Genomic DNA, 19,912 nt, shown 5'->3' on the forward strand with positions numbered 1-19,912 from the left:
CGGGCCCCGCTCCGGCCACAGCACTAGGCTCCCGGCATGTCCGGACCGACGTTGGTGATCGAGTTGGCGGAGCCGCTCTCCCCTGCCGCGCTGGGGGAGTTCCGCGCGTTGATGGTGGGGCTCTCCTCCCACTTCGACGAGAAGCGGCCCGGGTTCTTCGATGTCAACGTGCCCGCAGAGCGACTGGGCGTCGAGGACAGACGGGAGGAGGACTGGCGAAAGCCGTTCCCGCTCGTGCTCCTCGGCGACGCCACCGCGGACGAGGCGCTCACGGCGCTGGTGGGATTCAATCCGCAGCGCGAGGACTGGCGTCGGCCCTTCCTGGTCTACCTGATGGGGCCCGGCGCCGGCGACGAGAGCACCTTCGAGGCCGAGCACGAGGACGAGCCCGAGGTGGAGACCGTCCTCGGCTTCCGACCGACCCATGCCGTCAATGTCAGCGCCTGCTGCAACGGCGAGATCGACCACGTGGCCACGGCCCTGCTGACCGCCGCCGTCATGGACGTCATCGGAGGCGTGGCCAAAGCCGAGCTGCTGGACGGACAGGGGCCGGTCGTCGCCGGCCTTCCAGGAGTGCTGGGGATCGCGGACGACTGGATGGCGCTGGGAACGGCGGAGTTCCTGCGGGCCTGGGCCGCGCACCCCGCCTTCCGCCTGCTCAAGTAGCCGAGGCCGGCCTATGGCGTGTCGAGGACGTTGCCGTGGGAGCAGTTGTCGTGCTGGTCCCCGACATGGCCGGTGGCCTCCGTGAGGACGGGTACGACGGCGGTCTCCAGCGTGCAGACGACGCCGGCGGAGCCGAAGGGGTCGCTGAGGTTCGCGTCGTCGTCGGCGTGGGCGGGAGCGGCGAGCGCGACGCCCGCGAGGACGAGAGCAGCAGTAACGATCTTCTTCATGCCCTGCTGAACGACGCCCCCACCCCCGAGACACGCCCACCGGCCCGCCCGGCCCAACCAGGCGTGACGGTCATCGTTGATCCGGTCGGACCCGAAAACCGGTCGCCGGCCGGCCCCCCGGCCCCCCACCCTGGCTCCATGCAACACACGCAAGGCACGCAGGCCACGCCAGCCCTCCCCGCCCGCCAGATCCGCGCCGCCCACACCATTACCACGCTCACCGTCTACCAGGCCTACGCCCCCCACCTCGGGGACCCCGCCGCGCGGGACGGCCGGTTCCCGGCCGCCTGGAAGCGCGAGCGCATGACGTGGATCAAGCCGTCGTTCCTGTGGATGATGTACCGCTGCGGCTGGGCGACCAAGAGCGACCAGGAGACCGTCCTGGCCGTCGAGATCACCCGCGCGGGTTTCGACCAGGCCCTGCGCGAGGCCTGCCTCTCGCACTACGAGCCCGGTACCCACCCCGACCAGGCCGCCTGGAAGGCGGCCCTGCGCGAGGCGCCCGCCCGCGTGCAGTGGGACCCGGAGCGCGACCTGCACCTGAACCCGCTGCCGCACCGCTCGCTCCAGCTGGGCCTGTCCGGGCCCGCCTCACGCGCGTACGCCGACGAGTGGACGGTCTCCATCCGCGACGTCACCCCGCTGGCCCGGGAGATCCACGGCCTGGTCCGCGCCGGCGAGCACGCGGCCGCGCGCGCCCTGCTGCCGGTGGAAACCCCGTACCCCTCGGGGCCCTTGCCTCACCTCGGCGCGTAGTCGATCCGCTCCGCGGCACAGAACCACGCCGCCCGCTCGGCGATGCGGCAGACTGGAGGTTTGGCCGCCCGCGCCCGGGTGGCCGTCTCACCGCCGGAAAGGGACGTGCGTGAACGGGCCTCTCATCGTCCAGAGCGACAAAACCCTCCTTCTTGAGGTCGACCACGAGCTCGCCGGAGCCGCGCGGCGCGCCATCGCCCCCTTCGCCGAGCTGGAGCGGGCTCCCGAGCACATCCACACCTACCGGATCACCCCGCTCGGCCTGTGGAACGCCCGGGCCGCGGGGCACGACGCCGAGCAGGTCGTCGACGCGCTCGTCGAGTTCTCCCGCTACCCCGTCCCGCACGCGCTGCTCGTCGACGTCGCCGAGACCATGGCGCGCTACGGCCGCCTCACCCTCTCCAAGCACCCCGTGCACGGGCTCGTACTGACCAGCACCGACCGCCCCGTGCTGGAGGAGATCCTGCGGTCCAAGCGGATCACGCCGCTCGTCGGGGCGCGGCTCGACCCCGACACCGTGGTCGTGCACCCTTCCGAGCGCGGGCAGATCAAGCAGACGCTGCTCAAGCTGGGCTGGCCGGCCGAGGACCTCGCCGGGTACGTCGACGGTGAGGCGCACCAGATCGACCTGGCCGAGAACGGCTGGGCGCTGCGGCCGTACCAGCAGCAGGCCGTCGAGGGGTTCTGGCACGGCGGGTCGGGTGTGGTCGTCCTGCCCTGCGGCGCCGGCAAGACGCTGGTCGGCGCGGGCGCCATGGCGATGGCCAAGGCGACCACTCTCATCCTGGTGACGAACACCGTCTCGGCGCGCCAGTGGAAGCACGAGCTGGTCAAGCGGACCTCCCTGACGGAGGAGGAGATCGGCGAGTACTCCGGCACCCGCAAGGAGATCCGCCCGGTCACGATCGCCACGTACCAGGTCCTCACCACCAAGCGGAAGGGCGTCTACCCGCACCTGGAGCTCTTCGACTCCCGGGACTGGGGCCTGATCGTCTACGACGAGGTGCACCTGCTGCCCGCGCCGGTCTTCAAGTTCACCGCGGACCTCCAGGCGCGGCGCCGCCTCGGGCTGACGGCGACCCTGGTGCGTGAGGACGGCCGCGAGTCGGACGTGTTCTCCCTCATCGGCCCGAAGCGGTTCGACGCCCCGTGGAAGGAGATCGAGGCGCAGGGCTACATCGCGCCGGCGGACTGCGTGGAGGTCCGCGTGAACCTCACCGAGTCGGAGCGGCTGGCGTACGCGACCGCCGAGACGGAGGAGAAGTACCGCTTCTGCGCGACGACCGCGACGAAGCGGAAGGTCACGGAGGCCCTGGTGCGCAAGCACCGGGGCGAGCAGACCCTCGTCATCGGGCAGTACATCGACCAGCTCGACGAGCTGGGCGAGCACCTGGACGCCCCGGTCATCAAGGGCGAGACCTCCAACGCGCAGCGCGAGAAGCTCTTCAACGCCTTCCGCGAGGGCGAGATCAGCGTGCTCGTCGTGTCGAAGGTCGCGAACTTCTCCATCGACCTGCCGGAGGCCACGGTCGCCATCCAGGTGTCGGGCACCTTCGGCTCCCGGCAGGAGGAGGCGCAGCGGCTGGGCCGGGTGCTGCGTCCGAAGGCGGACGGCCACGAGGCGCGGTTCTACTCGGTCGTCGCGCGCGACACGATCGACCAGGACTTCGCGGCGCACCGCCAGCGCTTCCTCGCCGAACAGGGCTACGCCTACCGGATCATGGACGCGGACGAGCTGCTGGCCGCGGACTGACGCGGGACCGTCGTCGCTCGGGCGATCAGGGCCGCCAGCAGCGGGACGCACCAGACCCAGAGGGTCGGCCAGTCCAGCAGCAGGGCCTGGCCCGCTGCCGGGAGGTGGCGGGTCCAGAACTCGGCGGAGGCCTCCGGGAGCACGAGCAGGCCGAGCAGGGCGGTACCGGCGAAGGCGGCCAGCGCCGTCAGGCCGGCCCGGACGCGGCGGGTCAGCAGCAGGTACGCGGCGATCGCCGCCGGGATCAGCGTGATCCCGGCGGCGACGCCCAGCGCGAAGCCCTTGCCGAGCGCGGACCCGGGACGGCCGAGGTCCCACAGGACCAGGCAGGCGAGGGTGATGTTGATCTGGGCGGGCAGCGGGGCCTGGAGCAGGGGCTCCAGCCACAGCCCGGCGATGGTCGCGGCCAGGACGGGCCCGGGCCGGGGCGGGAGTCCCGCGAGACGGCAGGACAGTGTGATCAGCAGGGCGAGCAGGCCGGCGTTGCCGATGACGAGCACGGCCTTCAGCACCCCGGCCGGCAGCCAGGCGGCCGGCGTGAACAGGATCGCCGCGAACGGCGGATAGGCGGCGGGCGGACGCCACTCGGCGGCGGAGAAGCCATGGACCAGGGCGTCGGCCATCGGAATCCGCAGAGCGATGCACAGCACGCCCCACACGAGCAGCGAGCCCGTCACCAGCACACAGCTGAGAAACGACGGCGAACGCCTGGTCGCGGGACTCCGAGTCACGCGCGTGACCCTAGTGGATCATCACCCCCACCGCGCAGGTCCCGTGACGGTAGAAGTTCGGCCAAAGGCCGTCGGTGGTCGGCGGCGGTCGCCAGCAGGTCGGCGGACGGTCAGCGGGCAAGCGCCGGGCGGGTCCGCCCGCAGGGCGGCGGTGGGCGGCGGGAGGCCAGCGGGCACTCGCGGCAGCGCCGGGCAGGTCCCGGGCTGGCGCCCGCAGGTGCGCCCGCAGTGCGCGGGCAGGGGCCGGGGGGCGGCCGCGGCGGTGGGTTAACGGCGTATGACGCCGGCGTCTTCTGCGTATTCGCCTAGGACGACGACGCTTACGGCGGCCGCCGCGAAGACCTTGGCGGCGCGTAGGACGCCGCCGAAGCCGTGGGCCGGGCGGGAGTCGGAGAGGGCTGTGGCGCCGCGCGGGCGGCCGCCCTGGATCGGGGTGAAGGTTGCGGTGCTCATGAATCCATGGTGCGTGTGCGGCTCGCACGTCGCATCGCTCTGCGGGCGGAACATCAAGGCCCCCCGCCTCCTCCTCCCGGCCCATGGCACCCCCTAGTGGCTCTGCCGCAGGTATCACACCCCCGGGTATGACACCCGTACGGAGGTCCCGGTCGGGAGGGACTCGCGACCCCCCGGCCGCGCCCGGAATTCATTCGCGCAGCCCGGTCGGCGTGGCTAGAATCTCCGCTCTTGCCGCCTCCCGCCGCCTCATCGGGGAGAGCCGCCCGCCGGCCGGAAACCGGCGGGCCATCTGTTCCGCACCCAGCAGCTGGAGGCAGTCCCGTGCCCGCGCACGCCCCCGAGACCACGCACGACGACCCGCTCGCCCGCGAGCGGGCCCACCTGGCCGCCTCCCGCCTCGCGCTGCGCGCCATGCGCGCGGACGTCGAGTCCCTCGACATCCGCGACGTCACCGCGAACTGGGTCAACGCGGCCGTCCTGAAGGCCCAGATCGACGACCGCATCAAGGCGCTCGCCGACCTCGCCCACACCCCGCTCTTCTTCGGCCGCCTGAACTACTTGCACGCCCCCGGCCCCGCCGAGCCCGAGGCACCCAACGGCCCCCTGTACATCGGCCGCCGCCACGTCCACGACGCCCACGGCGACCCGATGGTCATCGACTGGCGCGCGCCCGTCTCCCAGCCGTTCTACCGGGCCTCCCGGACCGACCCGCAGGACGTCGCGCTGCGCCGCCGCTTCGGCTACACCGGCGGCGAGCTGACGGCGTACGAGGACGAGCACCTCTGCGACCCCTCCGAGGCCGCCTCCGTCAGCAAGCTGCTCCAGCAGGAGATCGAGCGCCCGCGCGTCGGCCCCATGCGGGACATCGTCGCGACGATCCAGCCCGAGCAGGACGAGATCGTCCGCTCCGGCCTGTCCGGCTCCGTCTGCGTGCAGGGCGGCCCCGGCACCGGCAAGACGGCGGTGGGCCTGCACCGGGTCGCATACCTGCTGTACGCGCACCGCGACCGCCTCGCCCGCACCGGCACGCTCGTCATCGGGCCGAACCGTTCCTTCCTGCACTACATCGAGCAGGTCCTGCCCGCCCTGGGCGAGCTGGAGGTCAAGCAGGCCACCGTCGACGACCTGGTCGCCCGCGAGGGCCTGGAGGTACGCGACACGGACCCGGCCGAAACCGCCGTGGTCAAGGGCGACGCCCGGATGGCGGACGTACTGCGCCGCGCGGTCCGCTCCCACGTGACGGCGCCCACCGAGCCGCTGATGGTGGTGCGCGGCTCGCGCCGCTGGCGGGTGCCGGCGTACGAGCTGGCCGAGATCGTCGAGGAGCTCCAGGTCCGCGACATCCGCTACGGCGCCGCCCGCGAGGCCCTGCCGCAGCGGATCGCGCATGCGGTGCTCGTACGGATGGAGCAGGCGGGCGAGGCCCCCGACGACCGGGTGCAGGACGCGGTGGCGCGGGGCGCGGCGGTGAAGGCGGCGGTGAAGGAGATCTGGCCGCCGGTCGACCCGGCGAAGCTGGTGCTGCGGCTGCTGTCCGACCCTGATTTCCTGGCCGCCCACGCGGACGGTCTGCTCTCGGACGACGAGCAGAAGCTGCTGCTGTGGCCGAAGCCCTTCCGGAGCGTGAAGTCGGCGAAGTGGTCGGCGGCGGACCTGGTCCTGATCGACGAGGCGGCCGACCTGGTGGAGCGGACGCATTCGCTGGGCCATGTGGTCCTCGACGAGGCGCAGGACCTGTCGCCGATGCAGTACCGGGCGGTGGGGCGGCGCTGCACGACGGGCTCGGCGACGGTCTTGGGCGACCTCGCGCAGGGCACCACCCCGTGGGCCACGCGCAGCTGGGACGAGGCCCTCGCGCACCTGGGCAAGCCGCAGGCGGTGGTGGAGGAGCTGACGGCCGGTTTCCGCGTGCCGCGCGAGGTGATCGCGTACGCCTCCCGGCTGCTGCCGTCGATCTCCCCGGGGCTGGCCCCGGTCTCCTCGGTGCGGGAGGCGCCGGGGTCGCTGCGGATCTCGCCGGTCGCCTCCGGCGGTCTGACGGCGGAGGTGGTCGAGGCCTGCCGTTCCTCGCTGTCCTACGAGGGCTCGATCGGCCTGATCGCGGCGGACGCGCGGATCCCGGTGCTGGCCGACGCCCTGCGGGCGGCGGGGCTGGCGTACCTGGCGCCCGGCGAGGAGACGACGGCGGAGTCCCGGCTGACCTTGGTCCCGGCCTCCCTGGCCAAGGGCCTGGAGTACGACCACGTGGTCCTGGACGAGCCCGCGGCGATCGTCGACGGCGAGCCGGACGAGCGGACGGGGCTGCGCCGCCTGTACGTCTGCCTCACCCGCGCGGTCTCGGGCCTGACCCTGCTGCACGCGGCCCCGCTCCCGCCGGCGCTGGCCTGACCGCCGAGGGTCGGGGGCGCTGCCCCCGAACCCCCGCTCCTCAAACGCCGGAGGGGCTGGATTTGCGCTAGCCCAGCGCCGTCCGCCACTCCGCGACCGCATCCGCCGAGACCGGGCGGTTCCAGCCGGAGGGGCGGGCCGCGCCGCCGATGTGGAAGGCGTCGATGCCCGCCTCGCGCAGCCGCGGCAGGTGCGCGAGGGTGAGGCCGCCGCCGACCAGGATGCGCGCCCGGTACCCCGGCTCGCCCTGCCGCGCCGCCTCGGCCAGCAGCACCGGCAGGCCCTCGTCGACCCCGGCCGCCGACCCGGCCGTCAGGTACGTGTCCAGCCCGGGCAGATCCGCCAGGGCCTTGCGCAGCTGGTCGCGGTCCGCCGCGCGGTCGATCGCCCGGTGGAAGGTCCAGGCGCAGCCGTCCAGCTCCGCCAGGACCGTCTCGACCGCGGCCAGGTCCGGGCTGCCGTCCGGGGTCAGGAAGCCGAGGACGAACTCCCGCGCGCCCTCCGCCCGCAGCTCCCGCGCTGCCCGGACCAGTGCGGCGACCGCGTCGGCGTCGCCCGCCGCGAAGCCGTCGGACAGGCGGAGCATCACGCGCAGCGGGATGTCGACCGCGGCCCGGATCGCCGCGAAGGTCTCGCGCGACGGGGTCAGCCCGTCGGCGGCGATGTCAGTGACCAGCTCCAGTCGGTCCGCCCCACCGGCCTGGGCCGCGACCGCGTCCTCCACGTCGAGGGCGATCACCTCCAGGAGCGCACGGTTGCTCATTCGTTGCCGTCCTTCGTCGTCCGGTAGGGACATTGGGTCTGTCGGAATGGGTCTTCGAAACAGGTCTCGAAATAGGTCTAGTCCAATATTCAGGGTACGGGGCTCCCCCCGCCCTTCACCAGCACAATCACGCCACCCCACAATGTGCCCATGGACACAGGCACCCCGCACGCCGACACCGCGCGGCTCCACGCCCGTTGGCGGGCGACCGTCACCGCCGCCGGCGCCCCCGCCGACCGCGATCCCGCCCCCTACGCCGAGCGCCTCCTCACCGCCTGGGCCGAGCCCCAGCGCCGCTACCACACCACCGCGCACCTGGCCGACGTACTGGCCCGGATCGACGTACTGGCGCCGCACGCCGAGGACCCGCCCGCCGTCGAGCTGGCGGCCTGGTTCCACGACGCCGTCTACCGCCCCGACCGCTCCGAGAACGAGGAGCGCAGCGCCGCCCTGGCCGAGCGCGCCCTGCCCGAGCTGGGCATCGGCCCCGCCCGCACCGCCGAGGTGGCCCGCCTGGTCCGGCTCACCGTCACCCACGACCCCGCCCCCGGCGACACGAACGGCGAGGCCCTGTGCGACGCCGACCTCGCCGTCCTGGCCGGGCCCCCGGACGCCTACGCCGCCTACGCCGCCGCCGTCCGCGCCGAGTACGGCTTCGTCCCCGAGGACGCCTTCCGCGCCGGCCGCGCCGCCGTCCTGCGCCAGCTGCTCGACCTGCCGCGGCTCTTCCGCACCCCCTACGGCGCCACGCATTGGGAGGCCCCCGCCCGGGCCAACCTCAGCGCGGAGCTCGCCGACCTGTCCTGACATGCGGGGAATGTGATCGACTGCGCCGTGGTTGATGACAGTCATGCCCGCTGATGACCTACGCCGCTCTCGCATGCCCGTCGCCGTCTACGTCCTCGGCCTCTCCGTCTTCGCGCTCGGCACCAGCGAATTCATGCTCTCCGGGCTGCTGCCGCCCATCGCCGACGACATGGACGTCACCATCCCGCAGGCCGGCCTGCTGATATCGGCCTTCGCGATCGGCATGGTCGTCGGAGCGCCCCTGCTCGCCGTGGCCACCCTGCGCCTGCCGCGCCGCACCACCCTCATCGCGCTGATCAGCCTCTTCGGCCTCGGGCAGGTCGCGGGCGCGCTGGCCCCCTCCTACGAGCTCCTCTTCGCCTCCCGCGTGGTCTCCGCCCTGGCCTGCGCCGGCTTCTGGGCCGTCGGCGCGGCCGTCGCCATCGCCATGGTCGACAAGGACCAGCGGGCCCGCGCGATGGCCGTCATGATCGGCGGCCTGTCCATCGCCAACGTCCTCGGCGTCCCCGCCGGCGCCTTCCTCGGCGAGCACCTGGGCTGGCGCTCCGCGTTCTGGTCGGTCGGCGCGGCCTCCGCGGTCGCCCTCGTCGGCATCCTCGCGCTGATCCCGAAGATCCCGCTGCCCGCCGAGAAGCCCTCGCTGGGACGCGAGCTGCGCATCTACCGCGACCGCCAGGTGTGGCTCGCCATCGGCATCACCGCCCTGGCCGCGGGCGGCGTCTTCTGCGCCTTCAGCTACCTGTCACCGCTGCTCACGGACGTGGCCGGGCTCGACTCGCGCTGGGTCCCCTGGATCCTCGCCCTCTTCGGCGTGGGCGCGCTCGTCGGCACCACCGTCGGGGGCCGGGTCGCGGACGCGCACCTGTTCGGCGTGATGATCTGGGGCATCACCGCCTCGACGGTGTTCCTGACCGCGCTCGCCCTGCTCGCGTCCGTCCAGGTGGCGGCGATCGCCCTGTCCTTCCTGCTCGGCGTCTCGGCCTTCTTCACCGCCCCCGCCCTCAACGCCCGCATGTTCAACGTGGCGGGCGCGGCCCCGACCCTGGCCGGAGCCACCACCACGGCCGCGTTCAACCTGGGCAACACCGGCGGCCCCTGGCTCGGCGGCACGGTCATCGACGCGGGCCTCGGCTTCTCCGCCACCGCCTGGGCGGGCGCCGCCATGACCCTCACCGCGATCGCCCTCACGGCCCTGGCCCTGCGCCTGGACCGCCGTACGCCGGGCCGCGTGGTGGCCTCCTCGATCCCGGCCACGGCGGCGCAGGAAACGGCGCGCGCCTCCTGAGCTGTCCTACGCCGTCTACACCTGCGGGCGGCCCTTCGGGCGGCGCAGCCCCGCCTCCGTGATGCGGCGGACGAGTTCCTTGCTGCCGATCTCGACCGCGCCCGCGGCGACCGCGTCTGCGTAGCGGTACGAGGGCACGTCGTAGTGGTCCCGCTCGAAGGCCCGCGGCGGGCAGCCGATGCTCGCCGCGAAGGCGTGCAGCTCCTCGTACGAGACGTCGCTGACCAGGTGCGACCACATACGGCCGTGGCCCGGCCAGGTCGGCGGGTCTATGTAGACGGTCACCGGCGCAGGACCGGGCCGAGGCCGCCGACCGCCGCCACCTTCACGCCCGCCTCCGAGCACACCCAGTGCGGGTCGGGTCCGAGCTCCGGCTCCACGTCCAGCGCGTGCGGCTCGCCGTGGGCGCAGACCGGGCAGAGCGGCCAGCGCCCGTACTTGTGCAACAGCGCGTCCTGCACGTCCTGGGCGACGAGTCCGGGAAGATAGTCGACCCCCTCCGGCCACTGCTCCACCCACCACCGGCGGTGCGTGACCGAGTCCTCGACGAGGGAGACGACATCGGCCTCGGCGACCTCGCCGGCGGCGAGATCGGCGAGAACCAGTGCGCGGGCGACATGCAGCGCCTGTTCCAGGGGGGTCGCGTGGTCCATGGGGCCATTGTGGACCCGACCCAATGGCGGATTGCCCGCGCGCACGCCTGAAAATAGATTTCACAGGTGAGCAGGAAAGCGAAGGAAACGTCCAAACCGGCCGATCCCGCCCCGCGCGGCCCCGGCGGGCAGCTCCCGCCGCCCCCTTCCGCGCTCCCGGCCCGCGTCCGCGCCCTCGCGCCCTCCCTGACCCGTTCCGCGCAGGCCGTGGCGCACGCCGTCGCCTCCGACCCGGCAGGCTGTGCCCGGCTCACCGTCACCGCCCTCGCGCAGCGCACCGGCACCAGCGAGGCCACCGTCGTCCGCACCGCCCGCCTCCTCGGCTACGCGGGCTACCGCGACCTGCGCCTCGCCCTCGCGGCCCTGGCGGCCCTCGCCACCCGGCCGGAATCCCGGCCGGAATCCGGGCCGGAATCCGTGGCCGAAGCCGGCGCCGCGCCCGCGCCCGCAGCCGCACCCGCACCCGCGCCCGCGCCCGCCGGCACCGCCGACATAGCCGTCGACGACCCCCTCGCCGACGTCGTCGCCAAGCTGGCCCACGCGGAGGCGCAGGCCCTCACCGACACCGCCGCCGGGCTCGACCTCACCCAGCTGGCCGCCGCCGTCACCGCCCTCGCCACCGCCCGCCGCGTCGACGTCTACGGCTTCGGCGCCTGCGCCCCCGTCGGCCAGGACCTCGCCCAGAAGCTGCTGCGCATCGGCCTGCTCGCCCACGCCCCCAGCGACCCGCAGCTGGCCGTCACCGGCGCCGTCCAGCTGGGCCCCGGCGACGTGGCCCTCGCCCTCACCCCCTCCGGCGCCCCGGACGACGACGACGTGATCGAGCCGCTGCGCACCGCCTCCGCACGCGGCGCCACCACCATCGCCCTCACCACCCGCCCGGACAGCCCCGTCACCCGCCACGCCGACCTCGTCCTGACCACCCCCGCCGCCCGCGAGACCGCGCTGCGCCCGGCCGCCCTGTCCGGGCGGACCGGCCAGCTCCTCGTCACCGACTGCCTGTACGTCGGCGTGGCGCAGCGGACGTACGAACGGGCCGCCCCCGCCCTCGCCGCCACCCGCGAGGCCCTCGCCCACCGCCCCCACCGCCCCCACCCCAGCCGCACCCGCCGCCCCGACACCCAGGAGCCCGCATGACCGCGTCCGCCGAACTGCGCGCCCAGCTCGCCACCCTCACCACCGAGGCCTTCCGCCCCGAACTCGCCGAGATCGACCGGCTCCCCACCCTCGACATCGCCCGCACCATGAACGCCGAGGACGCCACCGTCCCGGCCGCCGTCGCCGGCCAGCTGCCGCGGATCGCCGCCGCGATCGACGCCATCGCGCCCCGGATGGCCCGCGGCGGGCGGCTGGTCTACGCGGGCGCCGGCACCGCCGGCCGGATGGGCGTCCTGGATGCCAGCGAGTGCCCGCCCACCTTCAACACCGATCCCGCCCAGGTCATCGGCCTGATCGCGGGCGGCCCCGGCGCGATGGTGCGGTCCGTCGAGGGCGCCGAGGACTCCGCGGAGCTGGCGGCCGAGGACCTGAGCGCGCTCGGCATCGGCCCGGACGACACCGTCATCGGCATCTCCGCCTCCGGCCGCACCCCGTACGCGATCGGCGCCGTCACGTACGCCCGTACGCGCGGCGCGCTCACCGTGGGCCTGTCCTGCAACGCCGGTTCCGCGCTCGCAGCCGCCGCCGAGCACGGCATCGAGGTCGTCGTCGGGCCCGAACTGCTCACCGGTTCCACCCGCCTGAAGGCGGGCACCGCGCAGAAGCTCGTCCTCAACCTCATCTCGACGATCACGATGATCCGCCTGGGCAAGACGTACGGGAACCTCATGGTCGACATGCGCTCCTCCAACGAGAAGCTGCGCGCCCGAGCCCGCCGCATCGTGGCACTGGCCACCGGCGCACCCGACGAGGAGATCGAAGCCGCACTGAGCGCCACGGACGGCGAGGTCAAGAACGCGGTCCTCGTCATCCTCGGCGGTGTCGACGGCCGCCGGGCCGCCGAACTCCTCAGCGCCTCGGGGGGCCACCTGCGCGCCGCCCTCACCCAGACCGGCCAACAGAGCGGCTGACGGACCCCGGCCGACAGGCCCGCTGCCCCCTCTCCCCCTACGGCAAAGGCGACCCTCCATGTCCACGGACCCGAACCGCGCCACCGCCGCCGCGATCCTCCCCCTGGTCGGCGGCCCGGACAACATCACCTCGATCGCGCACTGCATGACCCGCCTGCGCATCGGCCTGCGGGACCGCTCGCTCGTCGACGACGAGGCCCTGCGCGCCCTCCCGGCGGTCCTGGGCGTGGTCGACGACGACACCTACCAGATCGTGCTGGGCCCGGGCGCGGTCGCCCGCGTCACCCCGCAGTTCGAGGCATTGGTCGAGGAGGGCCGCTCACCGGCCGCCCCCGCCGCCCCGCGCCCGCACCCGCACCCACACCCCGTCACCGGCGACGGACTGGCCGACCGGGGCGCCGCGTTGAAGGAGGCGCAGAAGGCACGCAACTCCACCCCCTTCAAACTGTTCCTGCGCCGCCTCGCGAACATCTTCGTCCCGCTCATCCCCGCCCTGATCGGCTGCGGCATCATCGCGGGCCTGGGCGGCATGCTCAGCAACCTCGGCTGGCTGCCCGCCGTCGTCCCGGCCCTCACGGCCATCGCCTCCGGCTTCCTGTCGCTGATCGCGGTGTTCGTCGGCCACAACACGGCCAAGGAGTTCGGCGGCACGCCCGTACTGGGCGGCGCGGTCGCCGCGATCATCGTCTTCCCCGGCGTCGCCAAGATCGACGCCTTCGGTCACTCCCTCTCCCCCGGCCAGGGCGGCGTCCTCGGCGCGCTCGCCGCCGCCCTGCTCGCCGTGCACGTGGAGAAGTGGTGCCGCCGGTGGGTCCCGGAGGTCCTGGACGTCCTGGTCACCCCCACCCTTACGGTCCTGATCCCGGGCCTGGTCACCCTCTTCGGCCTGATGTTCCTGGCCGGTGAGGCCTCCGCCGCCATCGGCGCCTTCGCCAACGGCCTGCTCGACACCGGCGGCGCCTTCGCGGGCCTGGTCCTCGGCGGACTGTTCCTGCCCCTCGTCATGCTGGGCCTGCACCAGGCCCTGATCCCCCTGCACACCACCCTCATCGACCAGACCGGCCACACCGTCCTGCTCCCCATCCTCGCCATGGCGGGCGCGGGCCAGGTCGGCGCGGCCATCGCCGTCTACTACCGGCTCCCGCGCAACCGCTCGCTGCGCGCCACCATCAAGTCCGCGCTCCCCGCGGGCTTCCTGGGCGTCGGCGAACCGCTGATCTACGGCGTCTCCCTGCCGCTCGGCCGCCCCTTCGTCACCGCCTGCGTGGGCGGCGCGGCGGGCGGCGCCTTCGTCGGCCTCTTCCACCAGCTCGGCCTGTCCTTCGGCTCCACGGCCATCGGGCCCTCCGGCTGGGCCCTGTTCCCCCTCCTGGACGGCACCTCGGGCATGGGCGCCACCGTCGCCGTCTACGCGGGCGGCCTGACCGTGGGCTACCTCGTGGGCTTCGCCGCCACCTACTTCTTCGGCTTCACCAGCCGGATGCTGGCCGACCTGAACACCGACCCGGACCCCACCCCGGGCACGGTGACCGAACCCGACAAGGCCCCGGCCCTGACGTCCTGACGTAGATCCCCGGCCCTGGCCTGAAGCCCCCCTTGGCCGAAAACGCCCGCCCCCGCCCTCACCGATTGGCCGGTGGGGAGCGGCGCGCACGATGCTGTGCCCATGCTGCTCCCCACCGAAGTCCTCGCCCGCGCCACCCTCTTCGAGGTCATACGCGTCGACCCCGAGCCCCCCGGCCACGACGAACCCCACCCCGGCAAGCCGGTCGCCGTCTGGTCCCCGGCCGAGGCGCAGCCGGCCCTCACCCTGATCGCCGCCCTGCCGAGCAGCGCACCACACCCCGGCGGGCCGCACCCCTGCGGCCGGCACCCCGGCTGGGCGATCCGCGCCTACCGCGACGCGCTCGAACCCCCGCTGTTCGAGGCGCGGTTCTGCTTCGGCTGCCACGAGGCCCGCCTCCACGGCCCGGCCGTCCCGCCCGAGCTGGCCCGGCAGTCCTTCCGCCCCGACGGCCCCGAGGGCCGCGCCCTCCTGGCCCGGTTCCGCGCCTGCGAGCCCATACCCGCGGTCGTGCCCGCCGGCCGGATGTCCTCCCTGCCCCAGCCCGGGCTCGCCCTCCCCGGTGGGATGCTGATGCGGCCCTGGGAGACGTACGACGCCCCCTCCCTGGTCGCGGCCTGCAAGGACCCCGACATCCAGCACTGGAACCGCCCCGGCCACCGCACCCTGGCGGAGGCCGAGGACCGCATCGCGCGCTTCCGCGGCCTCTGGCAGGCCGAGGAGGCCGCGATCTGGGCGATCGCCCCCGCCATCGGCGGCCCGGCCGTCGGCCTGATCGGCGTGGCCGACCTCGATCTCCGCGGCGGCAGCGGCGAGATCCTCTACTGGCTGCTCCCCGCCGGACGCGGCAAACGGCTCATGGTCACCGCCACGGACCTCATCGCCCGCTGGGCCTTCGACGAACTGGGCCTCCAGCGCGTGCGCATCACCCACTCGGTCGCCAACCCCGCCTCCTGCGCCATCGCCACCAAGGCCGGTTTTCCCCTGGAGGGCACCATGCGCGGCGCCCTCCTCCACGCGGACGGCTGGCACGACGAGCACCTCCACGCCCGCCTGCGCACGGACCTGGTCAGCCGCCCGTGACGGCCTCACACCGAGGGCCCGCGGCCGCGGCCCGCAGGAACCGCACCAGGTCGTCCTCGCTGTAGCCGAGCTTGGGCCCGCGCTCGGCCGCCATCAGCAGCAGCTGGCCGACGATCTCCGCGCCCCAGCCGTCCGTACCGTCCGCCGCCCACTCCCCCAGCTTCTCGATGCCCAGGTCGTTCATGAGCAGGCCGTGCTCCTGCCGGATCTCCCGGCAGGTCTCCGCGACCGCGTCCAGCAGCCGCGCTCCCGGCCGCTCACAGCGCAGCGCGAAGTACCCGCCGACCTCGGCGGGCGAACACCCCTGCGGAGGCCGCGCCTTGAGGGACGCGTAGCGCGCGTCCTCGTACTCCGGGCACTCCTGCACCGGGCAGTGGACCAGCGTGAACCGCTGCCACCCCGGCGGCGGAGGCGGCAGCGGCCGCCACGCCGTCAGTCCCAACGCCTCGTGCACGAGCGCCGTCGCCTCGTCCGCGGTCTCGGCCGACCGCGTCTCGCGCCGCTCCCCGTCGTCCCCGACGGCGGTGAACAGCCCGCCCGCCGCGCTCCGCACGCGCACGGCAGGCCCCATGCCCTTACGCCGCCACGCACCGCCGACCAGGGCCGTCTCCAGCCCGCGCAGCTTCCAGCCCAGTTCGAAGGCGAACTCCGCCGCCTCCACCGCCTCGCTCACGCGCCGGCCGCCCGCTCGTGCAGAACGGCGGCGAGGCGGAGCGCGGTGTCCAGGTTGCAGCGGCCGAGATCGACCAGCGGCAGCCCGTACGAGCCCGCGGCCGAGACCCGCTCCACGTCCAGCGAGGGGAAGAGGACGCCGACCCCGGCGAGGGACTCCCTCAGCTGCTGGACGGCCTCCTCAGCCGCCTGCATGCGCTCCTGTGGCGTGAGCACCATGACATGTCACCTTTCTACTCTGAGTATCCGACTTCGACACTCAGAGTGGCGACCCGCTCGCTAGCCTTTCAATGCGAAACCCGCAACAACCCCACGTGTTCCAGGGAGTTGCCATGGCAGGAAAAGACCTCGACCCCTCCACCTCACCCCGCGCCCTCCTCGGCGCCGAACTCCGCGTGGCGCGCGAGCGCGCCGGCATGAGTCAGGCCGAGTTGGGAGAACCCCTCTTCGTGAGCGGCTCGTTCATCGGCCAACTCGAAGCCGGTACCCGCCGGATGCACCTCGAATACGCCATCAAGATCGACGAAATCCTCGGCACGGGAGGCTTCTTCACCCGCAACTGCGAGGCGGCGGCCAAGTCCAAGTACCCGGACCACTTCGCGGCCGCGGCCGAGGCGGAGGCGCTGGCGACGTCTATCCGGGAGTACGCGCCGCAGATCGTTCCCGGGCTGTTGCAGACGGCCTCGTACGCTCGGGAGGTCTGCCGCGCCTATCAGCCGACCGCGACGCAGGAGGCGATCGACGAGCTGGTCTCCAACCGGATGGTGAGGGCCGAGCTGCTCCGCGATCCAACTACCCCGTTGTTCTGGTGTGTCCTCGACGAGGCTGTACTGCGCCGGGGTGGGGAGAATCCGTCGGTGTTGGCAGGGGCGCTCCGTCACATCGCGAGCCTGATCCGGTCTCACCGCGTCATCGTGCAAGTACTGCCCTTCAGCGCCGGCTTCCACTCGGGCCTGGCGGGCACCCTCAAGCTGATGTCCTTCAGCGACGCTCCCCCACTCTCGTATGTAGATGGCGTCGGGATGGGCCAACTATTCGACGATCCGGCCACGGTGGCTCAGCACACCCTGACCTACGATCTCCTCACGGCCCAAGCGCTCTCTCCTCGGGAGTCCCTGGCCATGATCGAGTCGGTGGCGGAGGAATACGAACATGACCAGCACACCTGAGTACGACCTGTCGGTAGCCGTCTGGCACAAGTCCAGCTACAGCGGTGGCGACGGTGGCAGCTGCGTGGAAATGGCGACTTGGCGCAAGTCGACGTACAGCGCTGGCGACGGAGGCAACTGCCTCGAAGTCGCCGACGGCCACCCCGACCTCGTCCCCGTCCGGGACTCCAAGCAGCCTGAAGGCCCGCACGTGGTGTTCCACGCACGGGCCTGGGCGACCTTCGTCGCGACGCTCTGACGGGTCACAGACCGCCGGTGAACAGCAGCTGGTTCGGGCTGCCCTTGCTGAGGCTCTGCAGAGAGTCCTTGGTGGACTCTTCGTCGAGGAACTCGGCGATCTCCGCCGGGGCCGCCGTCGGGTGGGCCTGCTTGTAGAGGACGGCGACGCCGGCGACGTGCGGCGCGGCCATCGACGTTCCGTCGAGGGCCACGCTGCCGCCGCCGAGCTTCGCGGAGACGATGGCCTGGCCGGGCGCGTAGAGGGACACGCACGGGCCGAAGTTGGAGAAGAAGGTCTCCTCGTCCCACTGGTTGGAGGCGCCGACGGTGACCACGCGAGCAGCGGACGCGGGTGAGATGGTGCACGCGTCGACCGCGGAATTGCCCGCCGCGATCACCGGCAGGACGCCCGCGTCGGACAGGGCGGTCGCGGCGTCGTTCACCGCAGTCGACTTGTCCCCGCCGAGGGAGCCGTTCAGTACGGCGGGCTGCTTGGCGTTCTTCGCCACCCAGTCCATGCCCGCGATGATCCCGGACAAGGTGCCCCTGCCGTCGCAGCCCAGGACGCGGACGCTCACCAGGTTCGCCTTGCGCGCCACGCCGTACGTCGCGCCGGCGACCGTGCCCGCGACGTGGGTGCCGTGGCCCTGGCAGTCCTGGCCGTCGCGGCCGTCACCGATCGCGTCGTAGCCGAAGGTGGCGCGGCCGCCGAACTCGGCGTGCTGGTAGTCGATGCCGGTGTCGAGGATGTACGCGGTCACCCCGGCGCCGTTGCCCTGGGTGGTGAAGCTCTGGTCGAGCGGCAGGCTCTTCTGGTCGATGCGGTCCTGGCCCCACGAGTTCGACGGAGCGCGCCTCGCCCCGGCGGTCGGCGTCGGCAGGGCCCGGACCGAGGCGTCCTCCTCCACCTTCTCCACACCCAGGCTGGTGCGGACGAGGGTCAGCTGCGTCGAGGTGAGCGGGACCGCGAATCCGTTCATCGCCGCCGTGTAGACGAACGACGGCTTCAGGCCCAGCTTCTTCGCGAGCTTCGCCGCGTCCTGGCCCTTCGTCAGGGTGACGATGTACTTGCCGGGCACCGGGTTGGCCGCCGTGACCAGCGGGGCCGGGGTCGGCTCCGGGGCGGCGGCGGAGGCCGCGGTGACCCCGGCCGGGGTCACGGCGAGGAGGGTGGCGGTGGCCAGACGTGCGAGCAGGCGCATGGAAAGGACTCCCTGACGGGGTGGAGGGTCGGCATGGGTGAGCCGCCCCCACGGCGAGGAACGCTCTGCGGGGACGGCCACCCCTTCCTTCGGGCGCCGCCCCGGCGCGGCTTGAACCACCCCGCCCATCCGGCGGATCGTCCGGCGGGCTCGGCAACGCGCCCAGGCGCACAAGCTGCGGAGAGGGCCCTCCCCGTGCCGTCGCGGCCGCGCCCCGCGCGGTCCCGGCCCGCGCGGGCGCGGCGCGCCCCGGCAAGATCACCCGTACGGCCCGCCCCCACTTCAGCGGGCGCACGGCCGGTGCGCTCCCCTGCACCCGCCACACCCCCGGATGTCGTTGACCGGCCCGGCCGCACGTGGTGGCCTCGCCCCATGCGCACTCGTCCGAGCTGGGCCCTGCCGACGGCCGTCGCCGCCGCCGCACTGGCCGCCGTCGCCGCCCTGCCCGCCCACGCCTCCACCGCCCCGCCCGCTCCCGCCCCTCAGACGGCCCCGGCCGCCGACTGGCCGACGTACATCGTGGCCGTGCGCCCCGGTCTCGACCCGGCCGTCGTCGCCCAGGCGTACGGGCTCACCCCGATCCACGTCTACCGCAGCACGCTGAACGGCTTCGCGGCCCGCCTCTCCCCCGAGCAGGCCGAGGCCCTGCGGGCGACGGCGCTCGTGGAATCGGTCGAGGAGGACGGCAGCGCGTCCTCCTTCGGCGCAGCCGTCTAGCCGGCCGCCCGGCGGGGCGCCGCTCCCAACTCCCCTGGTGTTGAGGCGCGCCCTGGGCGCCTACGCGCCGTCCTGGCCGCGCGCTGCTTCGATGAAGGCGCGGATCAGGTCCGGCGACTTCACCCCGCGCTCCCGCTCCACCCCGCTGGACACGTCCACGCCCCACGCGCCGGTGACCTCGACGGCCCGGTGCACGTTCCCCGGGTTCAGCCCGCCCGCCAGCAGCCAGCGCCCCTCGGGCGCGGTGAAGTCCGCCGAGCCCCAGTTCCACGGCGTGCCGGAGCCGGGGTCGGGGGCGTCGAGCAGGAGCAGGTCCTCGCCGTACTCGCCGCAGCGCCGCACGCGCTCGGCGGTGGCCCGCAGCAGGGTCCGGCCGCCGGCGCGCAGCGCCGCGAAGTCCTCCGGGCCCTCCTCGCCGTGCAGCTGCACGCCCCGTACGCCGCTGTCATCGGTGAACCGGCGCACCTCGTCCACCGGCTGCCCCCGGAACACCCCGACGGTCAGCACCCCGTCCGGCACCCGCCGGGCGAGGTCCCGCGCGGTCGCGGCGTCGACCGTACGGGGGCTGCCGGGCGCGAACACGAACCCCACCGCATCGGCCCCGGCCGCCACGGCCACGTCGACGTCGTGCGCGGTCCGCAGCCCGCAGATCTTGACGAACAGATCGCTCATGTCCCCAGTCAATCAAAACCCCCCGAGGGGTGGGTATCCGTCTCGGCACCCGGGCGA

The 19,912-nt window shown here is 73.7% G+C and carries 23 protein-coding genes; 13 read left to right on the forward strand and 10 right to left on the reverse strand.

The window, feature by feature from the left end:
* Nucleotides 1-36: 36 nt before the first annotated feature.
* Nucleotides 37-666, forward strand: a complete 630-nt coding sequence (locus ACF059_RS25360; RefSeq protein WP_392061126.1) for a DUF6368 family protein — start codon at nucleotides 37-39, stop codon at nucleotides 664-666.
* A gap of 11 nt (nucleotides 667-677) precedes the next feature.
* Here ACF059_RS25360 and ACF059_RS25365 read toward each other — a convergent pair whose 3' ends face one another.
* Nucleotides 678-896: a hypothetical protein gene (locus ACF059_RS25365; RefSeq protein ID WP_392061129.1), complete on the reverse strand. Its 219-nt coding sequence runs from the start codon at nucleotides 894-896 to the stop codon at nucleotides 678-680.
* A 138-nt stretch (nucleotides 897-1,034) separates the two neighbouring features.
* Between ACF059_RS25365 and ACF059_RS25370 the strand changes: the two genes are divergently transcribed.
* Nucleotides 1,035-1,652 carry a DUF4291 domain-containing protein gene (locus tag ACF059_RS25370; protein ID WP_392061132.1) on the forward strand — a complete coding sequence of 206 codons (618 nt, stop codon included), beginning with the start codon at nucleotides 1,035-1,037 and terminating at the stop codon, nucleotides 1,650-1,652.
* 109 nt (nucleotides 1,653-1,761) lie between these two features.
* On the forward strand, nucleotides 1,762-3,405 hold the full coding sequence (locus tag ACF059_RS25375; RefSeq protein ID WP_360893984.1) for a DNA repair helicase XPB: 1,644 nt from the start codon (nucleotides 1,762-1,764) through the stop codon (nucleotides 3,403-3,405).
* On the opposite strand, the gene ACF059_RS25380 is transcribed toward ACF059_RS25375, so the two are convergent.
* Both ACF059_RS25380 and ACF059_RS25385 read right to left on the reverse strand, forming a co-directional pair.
* Nucleotides 3,363-4,136 (reverse strand): glycosyltransferase 87 family protein, encoded by a 774-nt coding sequence (locus ACF059_RS25380; protein WP_392061134.1) that lies wholly within the window; start codon nucleotides 4,134-4,136, stop codon nucleotides 3,363-3,365. The two genes, ACF059_RS25375 and ACF059_RS25380, sit on opposite strands and share 43 nt — an antisense overlap.
* Nucleotides 4,137-4,403: 267 nt before the next feature.
* A complete protein-coding gene (locus tag ACF059_RS25385; protein ID WP_392061137.1) occupies nucleotides 4,404-4,589 on the reverse strand; it encodes a hypothetical protein in 186 nt (61 codons plus the stop codon).
* 324 nt (nucleotides 4,590-4,913) lie between these two features.
* Here ACF059_RS25385 and ACF059_RS25390 point away from each other — a divergent pair, with 324 nt between their 5' ends.
* Entirely contained in the window at nucleotides 4,914-6,980 is a 2,067-nt protein-coding gene (locus tag ACF059_RS25390) for a HelD family protein (RefSeq protein ID WP_392061139.1), read from the forward strand.
* 67 nt (nucleotides 6,981-7,047) lie between these two features.
* Here ACF059_RS25390 and ACF059_RS25395 read toward each other — a convergent pair whose 3' ends face one another.
* The gene (locus tag ACF059_RS25395; RefSeq protein WP_392061143.1) at nucleotides 7,048-7,743 is read right to left on the reverse strand and encodes a copper homeostasis protein CutC; all 696 of its coding nucleotides are present in this window, start codon (nucleotides 7,741-7,743) and stop codon (nucleotides 7,048-7,050) included.
* A gap of 150 nt (nucleotides 7,744-7,893) precedes the next feature.
* On the opposite strand from ACF059_RS25395, the gene ACF059_RS25400 reads away from it, so the two are divergent.
* Together ACF059_RS25400 and ACF059_RS25405 are read left to right on the forward strand one after the other, a co-directional pair.
* Nucleotides 7,894-8,550 carry a hypothetical protein gene (locus tag ACF059_RS25400; protein WP_392061146.1) on the forward strand — a complete coding sequence of 219 codons (657 nt, stop codon included), beginning with the start codon at nucleotides 7,894-7,896 and terminating at the stop codon, nucleotides 8,548-8,550.
* A 73-nt stretch (nucleotides 8,551-8,623) separates the two neighbouring features.
* Nucleotides 8,624-9,835 (forward strand): Cmx/CmrA family chloramphenicol efflux MFS transporter, encoded by a 1,212-nt coding sequence (locus tag ACF059_RS25405; protein ID WP_392061149.1) that lies wholly within the window; start codon nucleotides 8,624-8,626, stop codon nucleotides 9,833-9,835.
* Between the two features lie 15 nt (nucleotides 9,836-9,850).
* Here ACF059_RS25405 and ACF059_RS25410 read toward each other — a convergent pair whose 3' ends face one another.
* Together ACF059_RS25410 and ACF059_RS25415 are read right to left on the reverse strand one after the other, a co-directional pair.
* Nucleotides 9,851-10,120: a DUF4031 domain-containing protein gene (locus tag ACF059_RS25410; protein ID WP_360893999.1), complete on the reverse strand. Its 270-nt coding sequence runs from the start codon at nucleotides 10,118-10,120 to the stop codon at nucleotides 9,851-9,853.
* On the reverse strand, nucleotides 10,117-10,488 hold the full coding sequence (locus ACF059_RS25415; protein WP_392061152.1) for a hypothetical protein: 372 nt from the start codon (nucleotides 10,486-10,488) through the stop codon (nucleotides 10,117-10,119). The genes ACF059_RS25410 and ACF059_RS25415 overlap by 4 nt, the downstream gene beginning before the upstream one ends.
* Nucleotides 10,489-10,554: 66 nt before the next feature.
* Between ACF059_RS25415 and ACF059_RS25420 the strand changes: the two genes are divergently transcribed.
* The 4 genes from ACF059_RS25420 (at nucleotide 10,555) to ACF059_RS25435 (ending at nucleotide 15,204) form a co-directional block, all read left to right on the forward strand.
* On the forward strand, nucleotides 10,555-11,625 hold the full coding sequence (locus ACF059_RS25420; RefSeq protein ID WP_392061154.1) for a MurR/RpiR family transcriptional regulator: 1,071 nt from the start codon (nucleotides 10,555-10,557) through the stop codon (nucleotides 11,623-11,625).
* The gene (murQ, locus tag ACF059_RS25425; RefSeq protein ID WP_392061157.1) at nucleotides 11,622-12,557 is read left to right on the forward strand and encodes an N-acetylmuramic acid 6-phosphate etherase; all 936 of its coding nucleotides are present in this window, start codon (nucleotides 11,622-11,624) and stop codon (nucleotides 12,555-12,557) included. The genes ACF059_RS25420 and murQ overlap by 4 nt, the downstream gene beginning before the upstream one ends.
* A 58-nt stretch (nucleotides 12,558-12,615) precedes the next feature.
* The gene (locus ACF059_RS25430) at nucleotides 12,616-14,121 is read left to right on the forward strand and encodes a PTS transporter subunit EIIC (protein ID WP_392061160.1); all 1,506 of its coding nucleotides are present in this window, start codon (nucleotides 12,616-12,618) and stop codon (nucleotides 14,119-14,121) included.
* A gap of 102 nt (nucleotides 14,122-14,223) precedes the next feature.
* The gene (locus tag ACF059_RS25435; RefSeq protein ID WP_392061163.1) at nucleotides 14,224-15,204 is read left to right on the forward strand and encodes a GNAT family N-acetyltransferase; all 981 of its coding nucleotides are present in this window, start codon (nucleotides 14,224-14,226) and stop codon (nucleotides 15,202-15,204) included.
* On the opposite strand, the gene ACF059_RS25440 is transcribed toward ACF059_RS25435, so the two are convergent.
* Both ACF059_RS25440 and ACF059_RS25445 read right to left on the reverse strand, forming a co-directional pair.
* Complete coding sequence (locus ACF059_RS25440) at nucleotides 15,191-15,877, reverse strand: hypothetical protein (protein WP_366869199.1); 687 nt, start codon at nucleotides 15,875-15,877, stop codon at nucleotides 15,191-15,193. The two genes, ACF059_RS25435 and ACF059_RS25440, sit on opposite strands and share 14 nt — an antisense overlap.
* Nucleotides 15,874-16,095 carry a hypothetical protein gene (locus ACF059_RS25445; RefSeq protein ID WP_366869200.1) on the reverse strand — a complete coding sequence of 74 codons (222 nt, stop codon included), beginning with the start codon at nucleotides 16,093-16,095 and terminating at the stop codon, nucleotides 15,874-15,876. Before ACF059_RS25445 ends, ACF059_RS25440 begins: the two co-directional genes overlap by 4 nt.
* A gap of 113 nt (nucleotides 16,096-16,208) precedes the next feature.
* Between ACF059_RS25445 and ACF059_RS25450 the strand changes: the two genes are divergently transcribed.
* Together ACF059_RS25450 and ACF059_RS25455 are read left to right on the forward strand one after the other, a co-directional pair.
* Nucleotides 16,209-17,045 carry a Scr1 family TA system antitoxin-like transcriptional regulator gene (locus tag ACF059_RS25450; protein WP_392061167.1) on the forward strand — a complete coding sequence of 279 codons (837 nt, stop codon included), beginning with the start codon at nucleotides 16,209-16,211 and terminating at the stop codon, nucleotides 17,043-17,045.
* Nucleotides 17,029-17,283 (forward strand): DUF397 domain-containing protein, encoded by a 255-nt coding sequence (locus ACF059_RS25455; RefSeq protein WP_392061170.1) that lies wholly within the window; start codon nucleotides 17,029-17,031, stop codon nucleotides 17,281-17,283. The genes ACF059_RS25450 and ACF059_RS25455 overlap by 17 nt, the downstream gene beginning before the upstream one ends.
* 4 nt (nucleotides 17,284-17,287) lie before the next feature.
* On the opposite strand, the gene ACF059_RS25460 is transcribed toward ACF059_RS25455, so the two are convergent.
* Nucleotides 17,288-18,466: a S8 family serine peptidase gene (locus ACF059_RS25460; RefSeq protein ID WP_392061173.1), complete on the reverse strand. Its 1,179-nt coding sequence runs from the start codon at nucleotides 18,464-18,466 to the stop codon at nucleotides 17,288-17,290.
* A gap of 372 nt (nucleotides 18,467-18,838) precedes the next feature.
* Here ACF059_RS25460 and ACF059_RS25465 point away from each other — a divergent pair, with 372 nt between their 5' ends.
* Nucleotides 18,839-19,183 (forward strand): protease inhibitor I9 family protein, encoded by a 345-nt coding sequence (locus ACF059_RS25465; protein ID WP_392061175.1) that lies wholly within the window; start codon nucleotides 18,839-18,841, stop codon nucleotides 19,181-19,183.
* 60 nt (nucleotides 19,184-19,243) lie between these two features.
* Here the strand turns inward: ACF059_RS25465 and ACF059_RS25470 are convergent, their stop codons facing one another.
* Nucleotides 19,244-19,855, reverse strand: a complete 612-nt coding sequence (locus tag ACF059_RS25470; RefSeq protein ID WP_392061178.1) for a phosphoribosylanthranilate isomerase — start codon at nucleotides 19,853-19,855, stop codon at nucleotides 19,244-19,246.
* Nucleotides 19,856-19,912: the final 57 nt, after the last annotated feature.

It is taken from the genome of Streptomyces sp. NPDC016562 (assembly GCF_043076955.1).
Lineage (GTDB): Bacteria > Actinomycetota > Actinomycetes > Streptomycetales > Streptomycetaceae > Streptomyces.